The sequence below is a fragment of the Butyrivibrio sp. M55 genome (assembly GCF_900116865.1).
Classification (GTDB): Bacteria; Bacillota; Clostridia; order Lachnospirales; family Lachnospiraceae; genus Butyrivibrio.
In genome coordinates this window covers 94,540-115,946 of record NZ_FPCD01000003.1, presented here as the reverse complement: position 1 = coordinate 115,946, position 21,407 = coordinate 94,540, and the positions used below count along the sequence as shown (strand labels likewise).

Sequence of the window (21,407 nt, the reverse complement as noted above, 5' to 3'; positions counted from 1 at the left end):
AGGCATGATATGATACGACTTGAAAAAGTAAATGGAAAAAATGTTTGGGATCTTTTGAAATTACAAGTTTCGGAAGAACAGAAAAGTTTTGTGGCATCTAATGATGTCAGTATTATCGAGGCTTATACGGCGATAACAGGAAATGGATATGCATTTCCGTTTGGTATTTATGATGGGGATACACCGGTAGGCTTTTTGATGATTGGATTTGATGCGGATGATTATTGGGATGACGCGCCGGAGATAGCAAAAGGGAATTATAACCTATGGCGATTGATGATCGATAAAGCATATCAGGAAAATGGATATGGAAAAGAAGCCGTAAAGCTGGCATTAGAGTTCATAAGAACGTATCCGTGCGGCGAGGCAGAGTATTGCTGGCTTTCGTATGAGCCTGAGAACACGGTGGCTTCAAAGCTTTATAGTTCGTTTGGCTTTAAAGAAAACGGAGAGAAGGATGGCGAAGAGCTTATTGTTGTATTAAAATTGTGAAAAGACATAGATATTCCGATACGGGCATATAAGTCAGTTCCACTCAGAAGAGATAGAATTCTTTTGAGTGGAACTTTTTTTGGAAAGAAATAAAGTGAGATTAGTTTATTTAGATAATTTGCTTTTACGATATCGTCCAAATAAGATACCGTCGTCAACAAATTGATCTGCTTCTGAGACCCACATGGGAAATTTTTCAGTAGCTACAGCAGTTTGTCCATTAAGCATTCCGGTATGGAAGGACAGGTGTCTGTATTGGCGAAGTACAAGTTCCATGCGAGTATAGATGCAGTTTTCCGGCTTTTCGTACAGCATATTATCCGTAAGGGAATTCAGATAATTCATGGTTTTCTTTTCTATCATATCAAGATATGACAGGAGCTGAGCATCGGATAAAATAACGCTTGTCGGATTTTCGGGATTGTCCATTCCATATTCGTGGAAGACAGGCTCTTCGTAAACGAATGGATTGATAAACCATTTGTCGGCTGAGTGAAGAGCGTGATATGCCCATCTCCAGCAAGGAGCGCCGCAACATATGGCGTCTCTGTCATAGGTACGTATGGAAGTGCGAATATTCAAAAAGTTTGGCTTTACTGTATCTTTAATTATTTTACATAGTTCATTCATAAGAAAACCTCCTTGCGCTTAATTGGATATGACCGTATAATATCATTGGATTTAATATCAGTAAAATTGAAATAAATAATTATATAATTCAAAAATATTGAATGATAGGAAGCGTATGGCATCAATAGTAATAAATGAAAAAGGACAAAGAGTAATTCAGATTGAAACCATTATGTTCAGCAGTAAGAGGAGAATTGATTGGCCGGGAGTGGAGGAATATTTAAAGAAATATGTTGGAGAGCGTTATGCGATAGATGAAACGGATGAAATAATATATATAGGCTCTGATTTTCCTGACGAATATGCAAATAGCCGATATAGTGCCAAAGCATTAGGAACTATAGGAAAAGCCAAAGCCAATGCATCGCAAGCTATTCCGGAACTTATCAGAATTGCATCGAATGTATCGTTTCGAGAGAATAGTGAGGCAAAACATAATAAAGATGCGAAATATGGCTGGTATAGATGCACAGTCAGATTTTCGTTACCAACATGTGATGATAGAGGGAGTATAACGGGAAGAAATTATTTCCAAGGTAGAATGATCATACGACATGATGAAGATGGTAAAAAATATCTATATGACTTAATAGACATAAAAAAAGAAACGTAGTACCCCGCATAGGTATTAAACCGTACGGCACAAAACCACATTTCTATGGTGATATATTATAACGAAGTATCATATGTGTCAAGGAGTATATGTTTTTGTAAATTATTTAATATGGAGATTACGTATGACAATTACACAGTTAAGTACTTTTTTGAAAATATCAGAAATGAAAAGTTTTTCTGCGGCGGCAAGTAGCCTGGGGTATGCGCAGTCTACTGTTACAACGCAGATTAAGCAGTTGGAGGATGAACTGGGATGTGTGTTGTTTGAGCGTCTTGGAAAAACTATTTCAATTACCTCATCGGGAGAACGACTAATAGCATATGCAGAGAAGATGCTTCAGTTAGAGAGAGAAATTCGTCTTGATGTAACAGATGAAAATAATCCTGCAGGCGTATTGAAATTAGGCGTGTCTGAGTCTCTTTGTGTAAGTAGATTCCCACGAATTTTGATGGAGTATACCAAGAATAATCCGCGAACAGAAATTAGAATACAGTTTGTTACGCATGATGATATTCCTGAGCTTCTTCAGAAGGGAGAGCTTGATATGGTATATACGCTAAATCCGCTAATTGAGGATGAAAGGGTTAAAATTCTGCATAAGAAACGGGAAAGCCTGGGCTTTTATGCATCACCAACAAATCCTGTTGCAGATAAAACTATTCGAGAAAAAGATCTAAAGAATGTTCCGCTTTTATTGACTGGGCATAACTGTAATTTTAGACATATGTTGATTTCTGATCTTGATAGGCATGAAATCTCTCCGAATATAGTTCTGGAAACAAGTAGTAAAGAAATACTGAAACAATTTGCAATCAACGGATTAGGCGTAGCGTTTATACCGGATATTACTTCGGAAAATGAAATAAAAACAGGCAAACTCAAGCGCCTTACATGGAAGGGGGAAGATTTTCCTGTGTATTCACAGGTTTTAATACATAAGGATAAAAAACAGAACAAAGCAATAAAAGCTTTGGCTGAAATTATTATGAGAGATTAGGGGAATTATGGGTAAAAGAAGTAGAAAAAGAAATGATTTTTGTAATCCCAGTAACAATAACCACAATCGAGGTTCTAATGGCAAAATCCTTTGCTGCACCCTGAAAAGTGTTCATGTTATGCATCCAATCTCCGTATAATGTAGTCAGATAAATTGCGGCGATGGAAATGAACCATCCCCAATGGACGGCATCGTCGTGAGTTTCATATCGATACATTTGGATAATCAGTAATATCAGGTTTATTGTGAACGTTACTATCAGGATGTTATTCAGAAATGGTCCTATTGATGATGGCTCCATTCCGAAAGGGATTGAGCCATTTGCGGTCTTTAACATGATGATCCACGTTGATAAAGTGCTTCCTATGAGGGTAAGTGTTGAAATTAGCTTTGAAATTGTGGAAAACATATTTGAATTGCCATGGGATTGTTGATTTGAGGAGTAGACGATCACTACCGTAATAAATGTAATTACCATAAATAGTACATATTCCCAAGTGGGTTTACTGTCAAAGATAAAACTGTTATTTCCAAGCGCTGAAACCCCGGATAATATGCAACAAAGAATGGGCACGATTTGTAAACAGTGCCTGATATTTTTCTTTTTATTCTCGCGTTGTTGAAGCTTTGCGGCTCTGACAATCTCAATCAATGCAGTTTCATCGTGTTCGTCTTTGATTCCGGTAACAATTTCTTGAATTCGTAGATCAAGAGTAGTTGCCAGATTCTCCAACAATCCAACGTCAGGGAAACTTTCTCCTTTTTCCCATCTGGAAACAGCTTTATTACTAACACCAAGTAAATCGCCCAGTTCACTTTGCGTATAATTCTTTTTAATTCTTGCTTCTTTAATCAGAGCGCCGGTTTTCATTTTATCCATGATTACAGCCTCCTTTTTGCACTTTAAGTGTATCAGTCTGAATGCCTGTTATCAATCCACCGTAACGAGAATGCTGAAATATTGATGCAGGAAGGCAAGCAAACGCCATAATATGAGAATTTAAAAAATATTTTAAATAGCTCTTGACGAAGAAAACTGTATGGCCATACTATGATTATAGTATTTAAAAAACTTTTTAAATAGAATTCGGAAGTGAGCGCAACGTATGGGCGAAACAAATATATTCAAAGTGCTTGCCGATAAGCAGCGGCGAGACATTCTTGTGATGTTAAAGGATGGCAGGATGAATGCCGGAGAGATTGCGGAAAAACTTGAAATAACTCCGGCGGCACTGTCTTATCATTTAAAGCTTCTTAAAGGTGCAGACTTAATCATGGAGTATAAGCAGAAAAACTATATTTACTACGAGATCAATGCAACAGTCTTTGAGGAGCTGATTTTGTGGATTGGACAGTTTGGAGGTGGAAAGCAATGAAAAAACTAATGTGGAGTATTTCTTTTATTTCTTTGATTGGAACAGCTGTTGCGATTCAGTTTATTCCTGAAAGAGTTCCGATGCATTATGATGCGGTGGGAAATGTTACACGATGGGGGTCTAAAAATGAAAATCTTATCTTTCCAATTCTTATTCTATTTATGTCTTTTATCTGGACAATATGCATTGGTTATTATGAGAAAAAGGCTTTAAAAAGCACTGATGAAAAAGAATGTGCTGAGGCAAAATCTAACGCTAGGGTAATCAGTTATGTTGGTGTGGGAATGGCTACAATGTTTACTGTATTGCAGGGATTTATATTATTGGGTGAGTATAAAGGAGCTATCTTAGGAGCAGCGAAGCAAGTAGTTGATATCGGGAAGGTGTCAGTAATAATGATGGGGGTGCTATTTATTTGGCTGGGAAATGTCATGCCCAAAACACGAATCAACGGAACGGTCGGAGTTAGAGTAAGCTGGAGCATGTATAATGACACTACTTGGAGAAAGAGTAATCATTTCGGAGGTGTAACATTTATTATTGCCGGAGTTCTTTCAATCATCACTGCATTGCTAATGAAAAGTTCGTTTGTGGCAACAATGCTTTCGGTGGGATATATATGCTTGGCAGGTGTTGCAAGTTTTGCTTATGCGTATAAAGTATACAAAGATGAAAAGAAAGAAAACTAAACTTGATTTTTAAGAGACGAGCCATACGCGAAAATGCCTAAAATTCGCGTATGGCTCCTTTTACTTACAAATAATTTTGACAAAAAGAGCTTTTGGAATTATACTGTACTAACAGAACTAATACACGTAATCAACATAGGAGTAATATTATGACTAAAAAATATTTATCTGCATCAATATTATCGTGCATATGCATGACGGTGACGGGCTGCGGAGCGGGTGCTTCCAATGCGGTTGTAAGTCCGGCTGAATCAATCGGAAAAGAAGTGATTTCAGCAGATGCTTCTGCGGAGTACACAACGCCGGAGGCTTCAACAGAAGATGCGTCCCTGGTTCCTATAGATGAGTGGGAAGAGAACTGGAAAGAAATCATGGGCGATGGAGAAGAAGTCGAAGCAGACTTCGATGAATCGGAGTATGATGAAGATATTGTAAAATCTAAAGTTGATGAAGTAATTAAGAACAGCAAATCAATTGCTGAAGAAATAGAGGGAATAGAAAAGATTGCAAATTATTATACCGGATATCATTTCGACGGAGATCTGGGTCAGCAGGGGATGAATGTTGTAAGCGGAGCTGAGCCGTATACATGGGAACTTGAACTTGACAGTCTTTTGAAAAGAGCTCTTGAAGAAGCCGACGCATCGAAAAAAGAAGAGATTCAGGCTGAACAGAAAAAATGGCAAGCTGATTTTGATCGTTGCTACGAAGTCCTTAAATATGAGGAAGGCTCATGGGCACCTATGCAAAATAGCGAATTGGATGCAAGATTTTTGAAGAATCGTTGCTATATGCTGGCAAAGACTCTTTCTGACATAAAAGGTGATAATTACGAATTGCCAAAAAGATATTTCATGGATAATGCATATGTGAGCGACAGCGGCATGCTTGATATATCTGAAGGAATGGAAGGCGGTTCAATTGCGATAACAGTAGTTGTAGACGGAAAAGAAGTAGGGCAGCTTGCATACGACCCTCTTATCAACGATACAACAATTGATTTTAAGGCACAATCAGGTATTGAAGGTAAGATTACCTATGGATGGGATGGTGCTACGCTTAGTATTACCAAGTCGGTAAATAAGATAATTCCTAAGGGAACGGAATTAAAGTTCCCCACTGCAATGTAAAAAAGTAAAATATTTATGTGTTGGAAAAGTGAAGACTGAATAATGTAATCCGACCAACACACCTAAGGGAGAAAGGGAGAAAAAATGAAAAAGAGTAAATTGGTATGTATGGCAATTCCGCTTGTATCGATGTTTTTTGTCGGATGTACTCCGATTGATATGAGCAATCTTGGCATCGGTGAACAGCAAGAAGAGAGCACAGCGGAAGTATCCGAAGTAGAAATATCCGGTGCTACGGATGCATCATCGGAGGCGGATTCAGCGGCAGATGCAACAGACAGCGCTGCTAATGACAGTGAATTCTATTACGAACAATTAAAAGAGAATGAAAAGAAAGAAGTAGACCTTGGAAATGATGGCAAGCAGGATACACTTCTTTTTGAGTTTAAAGATACAACCTGCAAGATGAAAATAAATGAGCAGGTTATAGATGTTGAGGTTTATGCAGATGGCGATATTGTGTTCGGAGGCGCAGATGCGTTATTTGTCCATAAAACCGGCGCGGATTATCTTATATTGGAAAACTATGGAGATGCATACTACGGAACAGTAACGCTTTATAAGTGGGACAATGGTTCTATGAAAGAGCTCGATAAGCTTGATGATTATATGAGAGTAGATAGTAATTACGATGAGAAAACAGATTCTTCAACTTATTGCATTTATGCTGATAAGATAGTCCTTGCAAAGAGATACGATATTTTTGGAAGCTGGATCTGCACTAAGAACTATACATATGGTGATGACGGATTTGCAACGGAAGAAAAGACTGAAAAGCTTCGGCCCATTATTACTGAATCTGACGGCGGTCTGATATTGAAAAAAGATGTTACATTTACCGATGAATCGGGAGATGCGCCTAAGACTGCCAAGGCCGGAGAAACAATCTATCCATGTGAAATAAAGCAGAACGTTATGGGATTTAATTCAAAGAGTGGTGAATTCTTGGGATATCTTCCATTTGAGCCTGATGAAAATGGAGTTTTTTATTCCAGTAACGGAGTGAACGAACAGGATCTATTTGAAAATGATCTGCATGTAGGATAAAGTAAACAAAGCAAAGGAGGATCGAAATAATGAGTAAATACAGAAAGTTATTTGGTTTTGTTTTTGCAATTAGTATTTGTTTATCATCTTTAACTGCTTGCGGTGCCGCGAGTGAGCAAGAAGCTATGGAAGTTGGAGAAGGTCTGAAAGAAGGCGATGCGGCTCCTGATTTTACAGCAACGCTCGTAGACGGATCTGAGTTTAAAATGTCAGATCACAAAGATGATGTCGTTATCCTCAATTTCTTTGCATCATGGTGCGGCCCTTGCATGCGAGAGATGCCTGCTTTTGATATGCTTAAGAAAGATGAATATTCAAATCTTTCGATTCTGTGTGTAAACTGTGAGGAAGACAAAACAACTGTCGATGCACTTGTAGAAAATCATGGATTCACGTTCCCGATTGCTTATGATGAAGACGGAACTATAGGGGCAAAATATCCCTCAGAAGGTATTCCTTACACTCTTATTATTAAAAACGGCGTTATAGAAAAGATATTCCTTGGAGCACAGGATGCCGATACTCAGTATAAAGAGTACAAGGGCGCAATTGATGCGTGCATGAACTGACGTGATAAGAAATGAGGGGCACATGAAAGTTGGAGAGCATTTAAAGAAGTTTTCAAGACGCTATGTGCAGTTGATTACAGCCGTTTTATATAATTGTAACGTGAAGGGCTTTGCAACCGGAACAATCTGGAAAGGCAACAGCAAGGGAGTTTGCGTTCCGGGGCTGAATTGTTATTCCTGCCCCGGAGCGATTGCTTCGTGTCCGCTTGGGAGCCTTCAGACTGCTCTTGTTTCTTCGAGATATAAATTTCCCTACTACATCATTGGAACGCTCTTACTTATGGGATTATTTCTCGGAAGATTCATCTGCGGCTTTTTGTGTCCGTTTGGGATGATTCAGGAATTTTTACACAAGATACCTACGCCCAAACTTAAAAAGAGTAAGACCACGCGAGGGCTTACCTGTATAAAATATGTTTTGCTTGTCCTATTTGCAGTCATGATTCCCATATTTTATTCAGCGCCCGGTTTTTGTAAATATATATGCCTTGCAGGCACGCTCGAGGCGGGGATTCCACTTACATTTATGCAAAAGAAATTGCGTTCCCTTATCGGGATTTTGTTTGGCTGGAAAGTCGTGCTATTATTAACAATTATTATAATCTGCATATTTGCCTATCGCGGCTTTTGCAGGTTTATCTGTCCGCTTGGTGCAATATATTCTTTTTTTCAACCGGTTTCGTTCTTTGGAGTGCAGGTTGATGAAGCAAAATGCATTCATTGCGATGCGTGCGTCAGAAATTGTAAGATGGATGTAAAAAAAATCTGTGACAGAGAGTGTATACAGTGCGGTGAGTGTATAAGGCATTGCCCTGTAGACGCAATACATATAGGCATTCGTAGAATTGACAGGAAGAAGAGATCATTGCAGGTTATTTTTATAGTGCTTGCGGTGATCCTTATTGTTGTCGGGCTAAACAGTAAAGGATTCCATGATATAAAGAGCAAGGCAATCCGCTTGTGCTACGAGTGTATGGGAATAGGATGAGTTTTTGGAGGAGAAATGAAATGAGAAAAGTTAATCTAATGGTAATGACAGGACTGTTGGCGGTAGTCATGGCCGGATGTTCACCTGTTGATGAAGCAAAAAGCATGCTGGAGGGTGCGTCGGCATCGCCCGACAGTCAGACAGAAGATGCAAGTGATGCGGCTTCTGCAGAACAAAATGTGCAAGCTGAAGCGGCAGACAGCGCGGCATTGGATGCCCTTGTTGAGGGAAAAAACACTATAAGCTTTAAGAATTTCGCGGATAATCCGCAGGATTCATCAGATGATTATGCGCTTGATGTTATAGGAAGTATTCCGACAGATAAAGAATATACTCTTTCCGAGCTTAAGGATGAGCTCAATAAGAATTACGATAATGGCGTTGAATCCATGGAGTATGCGTATATAGACTGCGGAGCAGATGGGGTAAAAGAAATGGCGCTTCGTATTCAGGGACCTTTTATAGAGCCCGGAAGCAAAGTGACGCTTATTATCAAAGAAATCGATTCAAAACTTCAGGTTGTGTATGCTTATGCTGAATGGGCAAGAAGCGAGACGAATATTAACGAGTTTGGCTTTATTTCAGGCGGAGGCAGCGGTGGTGCTACCCTTCATGTCAGTGATGCGGCTTGCATAGATGCTGACGGAAAATATAAATTTGGTTATTACGAAGAAGAGCAGATTGGAATCGAGCAGTTTGCAGATTTCAGGGAACATGATGACTTCAGTGGCGTGGAATATGAAGGACTGATCTGTGTTTATACATTGGGACTTGAGCGTTCCGAAGAAGCGGCAGGAGCAGAAGAGTACTATTCATATCTTGTATGTGATTCAGAAACAAATGAGCCTGTGGATATTCCGAACCTTTATACAGACAGCCCTCACAAGACCGTAATGGATTCATTTAAGGATATCAAGTTTGTTACAATAGATGAACTCAAGAAGAAGAAAGAAGAGAAGCTTACTTCAATAGGTGTAACTGAGCAGATAAAGAACGGAAATATTCCTGAGTATAAAGAAATAACAACAAATTAACTTTATAAAATAAAATCAGCAGCCCAAGATTTACGGCTGCTGATTTTTTATGTATATATGAATTTGAATATCGTTGGCTTAGTGTGGTGTTAGGTCGAAGAATGAGCGAATCATAAATTCCGTACCGTCGGGATCGCAATCCTGGAACCATATAAGTCCGTCATCAATGCAAGCGCCATGGCTGTTAAACCATATTTCATCTACAGACCACTTGCTGATTGAATCAATATAAGATTTATCAAAGCCCGGATCTGAAGCGTATTTAACAAACTCATCTTTTGACTTTAAAACCTTGCCATCTAAATCCTCTACAGGATAGAGGATCATATCGCCGAGAGCATTCCAGTCTTCGGCAATTGTAAGGTCTTTTACCTTCTTGGCGTATTCACATACTTCGGAATAACTTGCTCCTGTAAATACAGAGCAATCAAAGTCGGTTGCTTTGCTGCCTGAAGAATCGTCAGTACCTTCATCTATAATATCGTTATTTACGTTTTCGGTGGCGCCCATAGGAGCTTCATCGGAAATCGGTGCAATATCTTTATTTGTATCATCCGGTGTTACATTTTCCGAGGATTCTGCAGTCTCGGTTGTTTCCGGTGCAGAGCTGCTTTCGCAAGCTATACATACTGTTGATAAAGAAATTGCCAGGCATAGTGCCAATACTCTCTTTTTCATGAGTAATTCCCTCCCTTTGACAACAAAAGTACTTTAACACAAAAAGTAACAATTGTAAACGGTTTATGAAACATAAATATGCAACACTTGATAAAATAAGGAAAACACTTTAGCTGAATGCCAAGAAAATGCACTATTCTGCCAATTCAAAGAAAAAGTTAAAAATGTTAAGAAAACTCTTCACTTTTTTGCTGAAGTGTGATAAAGTATATTCATGAGGCCGTTATAATATACACATCAACCAACAAAGAAAAGAAAAGGAGAGAACAGAAAAGGAAATGCAAATGAAAAATATTCTTAAGTTAGTTGCATCATGTACATTCATTGCATGTCTGTCGCTCTACAGCGATATGGGGACTGTTCCCGTGAATGCAAAAGAACCTATCCGCGTTGGTTCGCAAGGGGCTAAAACTATTGAAGATGCTATCGAGAAGGCGAATGAAGGGGATACGATCATCATTCCTAAAGGGGAATACAAGGAACAGATCAGTGTAGAGACCGACGGGTTAACGATTGTAGGTGAAGATGGCGCAGTGCTTGAGGGATCAAAGATCACTCCTACATCTAGCGATGATTCAATGATCTATGTATGCGCATCGGATGTAACTATTGAAAATCTTGAAATCAGAGGTTTCACATTAAATAAACCTTCAGGAAGTGTAGCTCCAAAGGGTATATGCGTAGATGAAGGCTCACAGAACGTTACAATTAAGGACTGTGAGATTCATGATATGGGATGTAAGTATTCAAAAAAATCAGATGATTATAATGCACATGGTATTATTGTAGACGGAAGTTTAAAGGAGCCTACAAAGAACATTACTATCACAAATTGTGAGGTGTACGGCCTGCGCCTTGGAAACAGTGAAGCAGTTGTAGTAAACGGAAATGTTGAAGGATTTGAGATTTCAAATAACAAAGTGCATGATTGTGACAACATCGGTATAGATGCAATTGGCTTTGAGAAGTCAACAAAGGATGACAGAGATAGAGCGAGAGCCGGAAAAATCTTTAATAATGTGGTTTATAATATTTCCTCAAAAGAAAACGTGACATATGACGACGCTTGTGCCGACGGTATATATGTTGACGGAGGAAAAGACATAGATATTTACGATAACTATGTTGAGAACTGTGATCTTGGAATTGAGATTGCAACAGAGCATAAAGGTGTTGTAGTTGAAGACATCAGAGTGAATAACAATACTATCGTAAATGGTGGTTTGGCAGGAATAAGCATTGGTGGTTATGACGCTAAGAAGACCGGTGCCGCAAAGAACTGTGTAATCACAAATAATACAATATACAACACGAAGGGTGCATGCTTCCTTGTCCAGTTTGCATGTGATTCTTCAAATAAGTTCCAGAAGAACCTTCTTATTGCAGAGAATAAAGCTGATGCGTACGAAGAGGCTTGCAAGGATAAGAGTCGTGGAAACGATGTTTCAGACAACCTTTCAAACCAGGAATTCAAGGGCGCAAAGGCAGTAAAAGCTGAGTTCGGCTCTGCAGACAGAGAATCAGGAACAGCAACAGTAATATCATACAGTGACCTTTCAGGTTACGGATCCGCAAAAACAGTAGTTAAAAATAAATAAATCGTTTATAATAATATTACCCCCGCTTTAAATCAGCGGGGGTATTTTATGCAAAAATATATGACTCTTCCGATATTTTAACCATATGCGGATTATGGTAAAATATATAGCAATGATTTTAAAAGCTATGTATATAGCGGAGGAGATGAAAAAGTGAAAGATTTTCTGAAGAAGAAAGACATTGAAATTTCTTTAAAGCGTTATGGAATTGACGCTTTAGGGGCTATGGCGCAGGGACTTTTTTGTTCATTGCTCATAGGAACTATCATAAATACGTTTGGTAAACAGTTTAATATTCCGTTTCTTATGCAGACTGTTGCAACAGTTTCCGATACGGAATATACGGTAGGTGGACTTGCTTCTGCAATGAGCGGTCCTGCAATGTCTGTGGCAATCGGCTACGCGCTTCATTGTCCGCCACTTGTTCTTTTTTCAATGATAACCGTGGGATTTGCCGCAAATGCACTCGGTGGTGCGGGCGGTCCTCTTGCAGTTTTGTTTGTTGCAATACTTGCGGCAGAATTTGGTAAAGCGGTATCAAAAGAGACAAAAGTGGATATTTTGGTAACACCTCTTGTGACAATAGGTGTCGGAGTTTTCTTCTCATGGCTTATAGCTCCCGCTCTCGGAAAAGCAGCTATGGCGTTTGGAAATCTTATCATGTGGGCTACAGAGCTTCAGCCATTCCTTATGGGAATACTGGTATCTGTAACAGTAGGAATCGCACTTACACTTCCTATATCTTCGGCAGCAATTTGTGCGGCACTTTGCCTTACGGGTCTTGCGGGCGGTGCAGCGGTAGCAGGATGCTGTGCGCAGATGGTAGGTTTTGCAGTGATCTCTTTTAAAGAAAATAAATGGGGCGGACTTGTTTCACAAGGTATCGGAACATCAATGCTCCAGATGGGTAACATCATAAAGAATCCTAGAATCTGGATCGCACCCATCGTGACATCGGCTATCACGGGACCTCTTGCTACATGTGTTTTCAAGCTCAAGATGAACGGAGCGCCTGTTTCATCTGGAATGGGTACTTGCGGATTTGTCGGACAGATCGGTGTGTACACCGGATGGGTTCAAGATATCGCAGATGGAGCAAAGACAGCAATAACCGGATTAGATTGGGCCGGCCTTATACTTATCTCATTCGTACTTCCTGCAATTATCGCTCCTGTAATTCATGCCGGAGTTGTTAAGCTCGGATGGGTAAAAGAGGGAGATTTGAAGCTTTAATAAGCGGAGATTCCTATGGTGAGAATATATATTTATATAGCGGTGGGAGTGGCAATAATTGCGATTGCGGTTTTCATCGTAAGCTATATTAAGAAATACAGGATGAAGCCTCTTCCCATGGATGAGATGGAAGGGCATGATTTTGAGTATTATTGCGCCGATCTTCTTAAAGCTAACGGCTTTGCCGAAGCGACCGTCACAAAGGGAAGCGGAGATTTCGGAGCGGATATACTTGCCGAGAAGGACGGTATAACTTACGCGGTTCAGTGTAAGTGTTACGACAAACCGATCGGAGTTAAGGCGGTTCAGGAAATATATGCGGGAAGAGATTACTACAGCAGAATGGTCGGCGTTGTAATGACCAATCAGTATTTTACACAACCTGCAGTGGAACTTGCCCAGAAACTTAACATTATGTTGTGGGACAGAGGATACCTCGACAGTATGGATAAGACATAATGAAGATAGAAATATTTGATGATTTTGATCTGAAAAAAATTGCAGACAGCGGACAGTGCTTCAGATTTAACGAGCACGGTGACGGGTATGAGGTTACAGCTTCTTCCAAACATCTTTTCATCAGGAAATGTGGCGAGTACGAATACGAACTTGACTGCGAACCGGATGAATATGAGAGCTTCTGGAAGGATTATTTTGACCTCGGTCTTGATTACAGAAAGATCAGGGGAATGATAGATAAAGATACAGACAGGTATCTGTATGATGCTGCAGAGTATGGCAAGGGTATAAGGATCTTAAAGCAGGATCCGTGGGAAATGCTAATTTCTTTTATAATTTCCCAGAGAAAAAACATCCCGGCCATTAAAGCTTCCATCGAAAAGCTCTGTGCTGCGGTGTCGAGGGAAATAGCCACAGACGGTGACGGGAAAAAGATCTATGCTTTTCCGACACCTGAAGAATTGGCGGGTTTATCTGATGAAAAACTCGCATCCTGTAGCCTTGGTTACAGGGATAAATATGTCAGGCAGGCAGCGCTTGATGTGGCAAGCGGAGCGGTAAAGCTTGATGAATGGGGAAATGCCTCGGATGAGGAACTGATGACCGGACTTTTGGGGTTGTTCGGCGTTGGGGTTAAGGTGGCAAACTGTGAGATATTATTTGGGTATCACAGACTTGATGCCTTTCCGAAGGATGTTTGGATAAACAGGGTTCTTGAGCTTAAGTATCCAAACGGATTTAGTTTTGATAAATATGCTCCGTACAACGGTATAATGCAGCAGTATCTGTTTTATTATTCCAGAAATAGCGGACTTATTTAATAAAGGGTTACAAATAATAAGATAAAAGGAGAAGGAGTTATGAGTGACGCAAAAAAGGCAATTGCCGAAGGTAGTACGTTTCTGGGAATAGAGTTTGGCTCTACCAGAATCAAGGCAGTTCTTACGGACAAGGAGTATAATTCTCTTGCATCAGGGTCATTTAGCTGGGAAAACAAGCTTGTTGACGGTATCTGGACGTATGGACTTGATTACATTCAGGAAGGTGTAAGAGCATGTTATAAAGGTCTTAAAGAGGACGTGAAGAACAAGTATGGCGAGGAACTTACCACAGTCGGTGCTATGGGTGTTTCCGCTATGATGCACGGATACATGCCTTTTGATAAGGATGGAAATCTTCTTGTTCCATTCAGAACCTGGAGAAATACCATAACAGAAGAGGCTTCTGAGAAACTTACAGATGCTTTGGGATTCCACATTCCGCAGAGATGGAGTATTGCACACCTGTATCAGGCAATTCTTAACAAAGAGGAGCACGTTGGAAAGATTGCTTTCTTTACAACTCTTGCAGGTTATATACATCTTTTGCTTACAGGTGAGAAAGTTCTTGGTATTGGCGATGCTTCGGGTATGTTCCCTATAGATTCCGAGACATGCGATTACAACGCAGGAATGCTCGATACTTTTGATAATCTTTCAGAGGTAAAGAGTGCGGGAATCAAGATTCGTGACATCCTTCCTAAGGTGCTTTGCGCAGGTGAGCGTGCCGGTGTTCTTACTAAAGAAGGAGCTCTTTTCCTCGATCCCGAAGGAACACTTAAAGAGGGTGTGCCTGTATGTCCTCCCGAGGGAGATGCGGGAACAGGTATGGTTGCGACTAACTCTGTTGCAAAGAGAACAGGAAATATTTCTGCAGGAACATCTGTATTTTCAATGGTTGTACTTGAGCATGATCTGTCCAAGGCATATCCTGAGCTTGATATAGTTACAACACCTTCAGGTGAGCAGGTTGCCATGGTACATTGTAACAACTGTACTTCCGATCTTAACGCGTGGGTATCACTTTTCAGAGAGTTTGCAAAGACATTCGGACAGGATATCAGCGATGACGAGCTCTATGGCGGGCTCTATAGAAAGGCTATGGAGGGAGACCCCGATTGCGGCGGACTTCTTGCATACAACTATTTCTCAGGAGAGAGCATCACGGGATTCAATGAAGGAAGACCTCTTTTCGTCAGAAAACCCGACGATGTATTCAATCTTTCAAACTTCATGAGAACACATCTTTATACTGCTCTCGGTGCACTTAAGCTTGGAAATGACATCCTCATAAAAGAAGAGAAAGTTAATGTTGATTTCTTCTTCGGACAGGGTGGATTCTTCAAGGTAAGAGGCGCAGGAGACAAGACTATGGCTGCAGCTTTGGGAACAACAATTAAGCTTATGGAGACTGCGGGAGAAGGCGGTCCTTGGGGACAGGCAATCCTTGCGGGTTACATGATGCAGAAGCAGGACGGCGAGAGTCTTGAGAAGTATCTGAATGATAAAGTATTTACCAATGTAAGCGTAGAAACATGTGAGCCTGACGAGAAAGATGTCAAAGGCTTTGATGAGTTCATCAAGAACTATTCTGCAGGACTTGCCGTTGAGAAGGCAGCGGTTGATTCACTCAGATAACATTAAAGATAACGGGGTATAGAAATGTTAGAAGAACTTAAAAAGAAAGTATATGAAGCAAATATGCTTCTTCCCAAGTACGGACTTGTTCTGTTTACATGGGGAAATGTCAGTGAGATTGACAGAGAAAAAGGACTTTTTGTTATAAAGCCGAGCGGAGTTGAGTATGACAAGATGACTCCCGATGATATGGTGGTAATGGACCTTGACGGAAATAAGGTCGAGGGAGAACTTTCACCTTCATCGGACACTCCAACACATCTTGAGCTTTATAAGGCATTTAAGGAAATCGGTGGTGTAGTTCATACACATTCACCTTATGCTACAAGCTGGGCGCAGGCAGGAAGAGGGATTCCCTGCTACGGAACAACGCATGCGGATTATTTCTATGGAGAGATTCCCTGCGTAAGAGCGCTCACAAAAGTTGAGATAGAGTCTGAATATGAGAAAAATACAGGACTTGCGATCGCGGCAGAGTTTGAGCGCCGCAGTATTGATCCTATGGCGGTTCCCGGTACACTGTGCCAGAACCATGGTGTCTTTACATGGGGCAAAGATGCGGCAGAAGCGGTTCACAATGCAGCCGTTGAAGAAGAAGTCGCAAAGATGGCATTAAGAAGCGAATTCTTAAATCCTGAGATCAGCGTAATTTCGTCTGACCTTCAAGATAAGCATTATTTTAGAAAACATGGCGCAAATGCCTATTATGGGCAGAAAAAGTGACAATGATAAAACTTAGACAAACTGCGCTGTAGACGAAACAATGTGGCATGTGATACATTGAAAATGCAGTTTGTCTTTGAATATTACGGAAAGGAAATAATTCAATATGGCTATGACCAATCAGGAACTACAAAAGACGGCTAATGAAGTAAGAAAAAGTATAATAACAGCACTTCATGCAGCCGGAGCAGGACATCCGGGCGGATCTTTATCTTCAACAGATATTTTCACATATCTGTATTTTGAGGAAATGAATGTAGATCCCAAAAAAGTTTCAGATCCGGACAGAGATCGCTTTGTCCTTTCAAAGGGACATTGTGCACCGGGACTTTACTCTGTAATGGCAGAGAAAGGTTATTTCCCTAAAGAGGAACTGACAACGCTTCGTAAGCTTGGTTCAAGACTTCAGGGACATCCCAGTATGCAGTATCTTCCGGGACTTGATATGTCAAGCGGATCACTTGGACAGGGTATTTCAGCAGCTTGCGGAATGGCACTTTCTGCAAAGCTTGATAAAAAAGATTTTAGAGTATATACACTTCTTGGCGATGGTGAGCTTCAGGAAGGTCAGGTATGGGAAGCAGCTATGTTTGCAGGCTTCCGTAAATTAGACAACCTTGTTGTTATCGTGGATAACAACGGTCTTCAGATTGACGGACCTGTAGATAAGGTATGTTCACCTTATCCTATCGATAAGAAATTTGAAGCATTTAATTTCCATGTAATCAATATAGACGGACATAACTTTGATGAGATCAAGGCAGCTTTCGAAGAGGCCAAGAAAACAAAGGGTATGCCCACAGCGATCATAGCGCACACTGTTAAGGGTAAAGGTGTTTCATTCATGGAGAACCAGGCTGGATGGCACGGAAAAGCTCCTAACGACGACGAGTACAAGCAGGCTATGGAAGAATTGGAAAGGATAGGTGCAGCACTATGAGCGAAGTAAAGAAGATTGCAACAAGAGAAAGTTATGGTAATGCTCTTGCGGAGCTTGGTGATGAGTTTCCAAATCTCGTAGTTTTGGATGCGGATCTTGCAGCATCAACCAAGACAGCTGTTTTTCAGAAGAAATTTCCTGAGAGACATATAGATTGCGGTATCGCAGAGTGTAATATGATGGGAATCGCAGCAGGACTTGCAACAACAGGAAAGATTCCTTTTGTTAGTTCTTTTGCCATGTTCGCAGCAGGACGTGCATTTGAGCAGGTACGTAACTCAGTGGGATATCCCCATCTTAATGTAAAAATTGGTGGAACACATGCCGGAATCACAGTAGGTGAGGACGGAGCCAGCCATCAGTGTAATGAGGATTTCGCTCTTATGAGTGTTATCCCCGGAATGGTTGTAATGTGTCCTGCAGATGATATTGAAGCAAAGGCTTGCGTTCGCGCAGCTCTTGAGCATGAAGGACCTGTTTACATCAGATTCGGACGTGCTGCATGCAGTATCATCAACGACAGACCCGACTACAAGTTTGAAATCGGTAAGGGTTCTGTTATCAAAGAAGGTACTGATGTAACTATTATTGCAACAGGTATCTGCGTTGATTCAGCAATCGGTGCAGCTGAGAAGCTTGCCGCTGACGGAATTTCCGCAGAGGTTATCAATATCTGTACTATCAAACCTCTTGATAAGGAGCTTGTTATCGCTTCAGCAAAGAAGACCGGCAAGGTTGTAACTGTTGAAGAGCACTCTGTTATCGGTGGACTCGGAAGCGCGGTTAGTGATGCACTTTCAGAGAGCGCACCTACTCCTGTTAAGAAACTCGGAATGCAGGATAAGTACGGTGAGTCGGGAACAGCAGGTGAACTTGTTCATAAGTATGGACTTGATGCAGATGGAGTATATGCTTCAGTAAAGGAATTTCTTAAATAATGAATATATTGAGTTCTTCAATTCTGTCAGCGGATTTTACACGACTGGGATCGCAGATCGAAGAAGTCGATAAGGCTGGCACCCACTACATACATATTGATGTCATGGATGGAATGTTTGTTCCTTCTATTTCGTATGGAATGCCTATAGTTAAGAGCATAAGAGGGATAACCGATAAGCTTTTTGATGTGCATTTGATGATAGTCGACCCGATACGTTACATAAAGGACTTTGTGGACGTTGGGGCAGACTCCGTAACTTTTCATCAGGAGGCTACCGATGATCCCGAAGCGGTCATAGACGAGATACATAAATATGGGAAAAAAGCCGGCATAGCAATTAAACCGGGAACTCCCATAGAAGCAGTCTTTCCCTATCTAGAGAAGGTTGAGATGGTACTTGTCATGACGGTTGAACCGGGATTTGGCGGACAAAAGCTGATACCTGAAAGTCTTGATAAAGTCAGGGAGCTCAGAAAGCTCATTGATGAAAGAAAGCTTGATGTTGATATTCAGGTGGACGGCGGAGTATACATCGATAATGTAGAGGAAATATTGGAGGCTGGTGCGAATGTGATTGTATCCGGTTCAGGTATTTTTAAGGGCAATATTTCTGAAAATATTATAAAATTCAGGAAGATATTATCGGAATAACAACCTACACATTGACAAAAAAGCATAAATAAAATACAATTTCAGTATAAGCTGCAAGTGGGCTCATGTGCATAGCGCATGAGCCTTTTTTTCCAAAAAATACCATATTTCTATCATGGTGTGGAGGCGTTATGAGGAAATTTACTTCGTTAGCTGTTACTGTTTTTTTATGCCTGACTACGTTAGTGGGATGTAGTTGTGCATCGCCGTCACAACGAGCGGAGAAGTCTGTTCAAAGACTTACAATTGGTTTTGTGAAATCGGTTGATGAGGAAGAAATTCTTGGTTCAAGCGATGCGCTCAAGAACATGTTCAAGAGCGAAATGATAAAGCAGGGCTATTATGTCAGGGATGTACAAGTTGAAGTGGGATCTTCATATGAGATGATAGGCCGAAAACTCGCTATCGGGGAAGTTGATATAGGCTTTGTACCCGGAGCAACGTACGTACTATATGAGGAATATTGTGATGTTATTCTTACGGCACTCAGGAAAGGATTGTCGATTGAAAGCGATGAACCGAGAGTGTGGAATGACAATACACCAACATCTACTACGGATAAAACGGTAACATATTACAGAGCGCTTATTTTGGCAGGTCCATCGGCAAAGGGACAGGCCATGGCGGAAAAAGTAAATAACGGGGAGCCGCTTACATGGGAAGAACTCAATATGCTCAGATGGGGAGTAATGAATTCCACGTCACCCGCCGGATATTTGTATCCGTCTCTTTGGTTAAAAGAGAAATATAATAAAAAGATTACCAACCTCAAATATGTAACTGAAGTTGATACATACAGTACGGCATTTGAGGGGCTGGCATCTGAAGCGCTTGATGTTATATGCATATATGCTGATGCAAGACGCGATTTTGAAGACAGATGGCGCAGTAAATACGGAAGACCTTTTAATATCTGGGACGAAACAGCCGTTATCGGTGTCACAAGCGGAATTTATAATGATACCGTTTGCGTCAGCAAGACATCGACTGTAATGGATGAATCGTTAAAAGAAGCAATCCAGCAGGCATTTATAAATATCGGCAACACCGAGGAAGGCAAGAAAATATTGTCTTTTTACAAACATGACGGATATGTGGCGGCGGATCCTGAAGATTACGAGCCGATAAGAGCTGCCAGAGAAGTAAATAATTTAAAATAATAATGATAAGACGCCACAGGCACGGAAAGGATATGTGTCTGTGGCGTTAATTGACATTTGGGAGGCGAAAAGGCATACTATATTTGTTAAATTAAGAAGAGGTAAGAAGGCATAGAATGTATAAAAGACTAGAAAGAAACGATCCGTGTTGGTGCGGAAGCGGCAAAAAATATAAAGCATGTCACGCCGCATTTGATGATAAGCTTATTGCACTTGAACATAAAGGTTTCAGGATTCCTTCCAGAGACCTGTTAAAAACTGAAAAAGATATTGAAGGAATAAAAAAGAGTGCGGTCATAAATATGGCTGTACTTGATGAGATCGGTGATAAGATACGTGCAGGAATGACAACTCAGGAAATCGACGACATCGTATATAGAACAACCACTAAGATGGGAGGAATACCGGCTGATCTTAATTACGAGGGATTCCCCAAGAGCGTATGCACTTCAATAAATGAAGAAGTTTGCCATGGAATCCCGTCTGAGGATGTGATCTTGCAGGACGGAGATATAATAAACGTCGATTGTTCAACAATTCTTGACGGATATTACTCTGATTCTTCGCGAATGTTTTGCATAGGAAATGTATCCCCGGAAAAGAAGAGACTTGTCGATGTTACAAAAGAGTGCCTTGAAGTGGGACTCAAAGCGGTAATACCATGGACTCCTATCGGAGATATGGGACATGCCGTACATCAGCATGCGCTTGATAACGGATATACTGTCGTAAAAGAGATTGGCGGACATGGTTGCGGAAATGGCTTCCACGAGGAACCTTTTGTAAGTTATGTCAGCAAACCTGGAACAGGAATGATAATGGTTCCTGGTATGGTATTTACGATAGAGCCTATGGTGAACATGGGAACAGATGAGATCTTTTGTGATGAAGAAAACGAGTGGACAGTTTATACAGCAGACTTAAAGCCTTCGGCACAGTGGGAAGTTGAACTCCTTGTGACTGAAACGGGATATGAGCTGCTCTGTTGGTAATATATCAGG

At 40.7% G+C, this 21,407-nt stretch carries 24 protein-coding genes; 21 read left to right on the top strand and 3 right to left on the bottom strand.

Annotated elements, in window-relative coordinates; all coding sequences use genetic code 11:
* The first annotated feature begins 9 nt into the window (after window positions 1-9).
* Window positions 10-492, top strand: coding sequence for a GNAT family N-acetyltransferase (locus tag BM398_RS04830; RefSeq protein WP_092336668.1), 483 nt, complete (start codon window positions 10-12; stop codon window positions 490-492).
* Between the two features lie 105 nt (window positions 493-597).
* Here the strand turns inward: BM398_RS04830 and BM398_RS04825 are convergent, their stop codons facing one another.
* Entirely contained in the window at window positions 598-1,122 is a 525-nt protein-coding gene (locus BM398_RS04825; protein WP_092336667.1) for a hypothetical protein, read from the bottom strand.
* A gap of 115 nt (window positions 1,123-1,237) precedes the next feature.
* Here BM398_RS04825 and BM398_RS04820 point away from each other — a divergent pair, with 115 nt between their 5' ends.
* The gene (locus BM398_RS04820; protein WP_092336666.1) at window positions 1,238-1,735 is read left to right on the top strand and encodes a hypothetical protein; all 498 of its coding nucleotides are present in this window, start codon (window positions 1,238-1,240) and stop codon (window positions 1,733-1,735) included.
* 124 nt (window positions 1,736-1,859) lie between these two features.
* Complete coding sequence (locus BM398_RS04815; RefSeq protein WP_092336665.1) at window positions 1,860-2,735, top strand: LysR family transcriptional regulator; 876 nt, start codon at window positions 1,860-1,862, stop codon at window positions 2,733-2,735.
* Here BM398_RS04815 and BM398_RS04810 read toward each other — a convergent pair.
* Window positions 2,722-3,615 (bottom strand): helix-turn-helix domain-containing protein, encoded by an 894-nt coding sequence (locus BM398_RS04810; protein ID WP_092336664.1) that lies wholly within the window; start codon window positions 3,613-3,615, stop codon window positions 2,722-2,724. The two genes, BM398_RS04815 and BM398_RS04810, sit on opposite strands and share 14 nt — an antisense overlap.
* Before the next feature lie 226 nt (window positions 3,616-3,841).
* Between BM398_RS04810 and BM398_RS04805 the strand changes: the two genes are divergently transcribed.
* From BM398_RS04805 to BM398_RS04775, 7 genes are all read left to right on the top strand, one after another.
* Window positions 3,842-4,111: an autorepressor SdpR family transcription factor gene (locus BM398_RS04805; protein WP_092336663.1), complete on the top strand. Its 270-nt coding sequence runs from the start codon at window positions 3,842-3,844 to the stop codon at window positions 4,109-4,111.
* Window positions 4,108-4,800: an SdpI family protein gene (locus BM398_RS04800; RefSeq protein ID WP_092336662.1), complete on the top strand. Its 693-nt coding sequence runs from the start codon at window positions 4,108-4,110 to the stop codon at window positions 4,798-4,800. The genes BM398_RS04805 and BM398_RS04800 overlap by 4 nt, the downstream gene beginning before the upstream one ends.
* 149 nt (window positions 4,801-4,949) lie before the next feature.
* Window positions 4,950-5,930 carry a lysozyme inhibitor LprI family protein gene (locus tag BM398_RS04795; protein WP_092336661.1) on the top strand — a complete coding sequence of 327 codons (981 nt, stop codon included), beginning with the start codon at window positions 4,950-4,952 and terminating at the stop codon, window positions 5,928-5,930.
* A gap of 84 nt (window positions 5,931-6,014) precedes the next feature.
* A complete protein-coding gene (locus BM398_RS04790; RefSeq protein WP_092336660.1) occupies window positions 6,015-6,977 on the top strand; it encodes a hypothetical protein in 963 nt (320 codons plus the stop codon).
* Between the two features lie 29 nt (window positions 6,978-7,006).
* Window positions 7,007-7,546 carry a TlpA family protein disulfide reductase gene (locus BM398_RS04785; RefSeq protein ID WP_092336659.1) on the top strand — a complete coding sequence of 180 codons (540 nt, stop codon included), beginning with the start codon at window positions 7,007-7,009 and terminating at the stop codon, window positions 7,544-7,546.
* 22 nt (window positions 7,547-7,568) lie between these two features.
* Window positions 7,569-8,534 (top strand): 4Fe-4S binding protein, encoded by a 966-nt coding sequence (locus BM398_RS04780; RefSeq protein ID WP_092336658.1) that lies wholly within the window; start codon window positions 7,569-7,571, stop codon window positions 8,532-8,534.
* Between the two features lie 20 nt (window positions 8,535-8,554).
* Entirely contained in the window at window positions 8,555-9,568 is a 1,014-nt protein-coding gene (locus BM398_RS04775) for a hypothetical protein (RefSeq protein ID WP_092336657.1), read from the top strand.
* A gap of 78 nt (window positions 9,569-9,646) precedes the next feature.
* Here the strand turns inward: BM398_RS04775 and BM398_RS04770 are convergent, their stop codons facing one another.
* On the bottom strand, window positions 9,647-10,246 hold the full coding sequence (locus tag BM398_RS04770; RefSeq protein ID WP_092336656.1) for a hypothetical protein: 600 nt from the start codon (window positions 10,244-10,246) through the stop codon (window positions 9,647-9,649).
* A gap of 284 nt (window positions 10,247-10,530) precedes the next feature.
* On the opposite strand from BM398_RS04770, the gene BM398_RS04765 reads away from it, so the two are divergent.
* The 11 genes from BM398_RS04765 to BM398_RS04715 all read left to right on the top strand — a co-directional run bounded on the left by BM398_RS04765 (window position 10,531) and on the right by BM398_RS04715 (window position 21,398).
* Window positions 10,531-11,844, top strand: a complete 1,314-nt coding sequence (locus BM398_RS04765) for a right-handed parallel beta-helix repeat-containing protein (RefSeq protein WP_175531845.1) — start codon at window positions 10,531-10,533, stop codon at window positions 11,842-11,844.
* 153 nt (window positions 11,845-11,997) lie between these two features.
* Window positions 11,998-13,077 (top strand): PTS sugar transporter subunit IIC, encoded by a 1,080-nt coding sequence (locus BM398_RS04760; RefSeq protein WP_175531844.1) that lies wholly within the window; start codon window positions 11,998-12,000, stop codon window positions 13,075-13,077.
* 15 nt (window positions 13,078-13,092) lie between these two features.
* Entirely contained in the window at window positions 13,093-13,536 is a 444-nt protein-coding gene (locus BM398_RS04755) for a restriction endonuclease (RefSeq protein WP_092336653.1), read from the top strand.
* Window positions 13,536-14,357 carry a DNA-3-methyladenine glycosylase family protein gene (locus BM398_RS04750; RefSeq protein WP_242949761.1) on the top strand — a complete coding sequence of 274 codons (822 nt, stop codon included), beginning with the start codon at window positions 13,536-13,538 and terminating at the stop codon, window positions 14,355-14,357. The genes BM398_RS04755 and BM398_RS04750 overlap by 1 nt, the downstream gene beginning before the upstream one ends.
* 39 nt (window positions 14,358-14,396) lie before the next feature.
* The gene (locus BM398_RS04745) at window positions 14,397-15,992 is read left to right on the top strand and encodes a xylulokinase (RefSeq protein WP_027208922.1); all 1,596 of its coding nucleotides are present in this window, start codon (window positions 14,397-14,399) and stop codon (window positions 15,990-15,992) included.
* A gap of 24 nt (window positions 15,993-16,016) precedes the next feature.
* Entirely contained in the window at window positions 16,017-16,715 is a 699-nt protein-coding gene (locus BM398_RS04740) for an L-ribulose-5-phosphate 4-epimerase (protein ID WP_092336651.1), read from the top strand.
* A gap of 112 nt (window positions 16,716-16,827) precedes the next feature.
* The gene (locus BM398_RS04735; RefSeq protein WP_092336834.1) at window positions 16,828-17,655 is read left to right on the top strand and encodes a transketolase; all 828 of its coding nucleotides are present in this window, start codon (window positions 16,828-16,830) and stop codon (window positions 17,653-17,655) included.
* Entirely contained in the window at window positions 17,652-18,593 is a 942-nt protein-coding gene (locus BM398_RS04730; RefSeq protein ID WP_026513993.1) for a transketolase family protein, read from the top strand. Before BM398_RS04735 ends, BM398_RS04730 begins: the two co-directional genes overlap by 4 nt.
* Window positions 18,590-19,246, top strand: coding sequence for a ribulose-phosphate 3-epimerase (gene rpe / locus BM398_RS04725; RefSeq protein ID WP_092336650.1), 657 nt, complete (start codon window positions 18,590-18,592; stop codon window positions 19,244-19,246). Before BM398_RS04730 ends, rpe begins: the two co-directional genes overlap by 4 nt.
* Before the next feature lie 131 nt (window positions 19,247-19,377).
* Window positions 19,378-20,406: a phosphate/phosphite/phosphonate ABC transporter substrate-binding protein gene (locus BM398_RS04720; protein ID WP_092336649.1), complete on the top strand. Its 1,029-nt coding sequence runs from the start codon at window positions 19,378-19,380 to the stop codon at window positions 20,404-20,406.
* Window positions 20,407-20,522: 116 nt separating this feature from the next.
* The gene (locus BM398_RS04715; protein ID WP_092336648.1) at window positions 20,523-21,398 is read left to right on the top strand and encodes a methionyl aminopeptidase; all 876 of its coding nucleotides are present in this window, start codon (window positions 20,523-20,525) and stop codon (window positions 21,396-21,398) included.
* Window positions 21,399-21,407 lie beyond the last annotated feature (9 nt).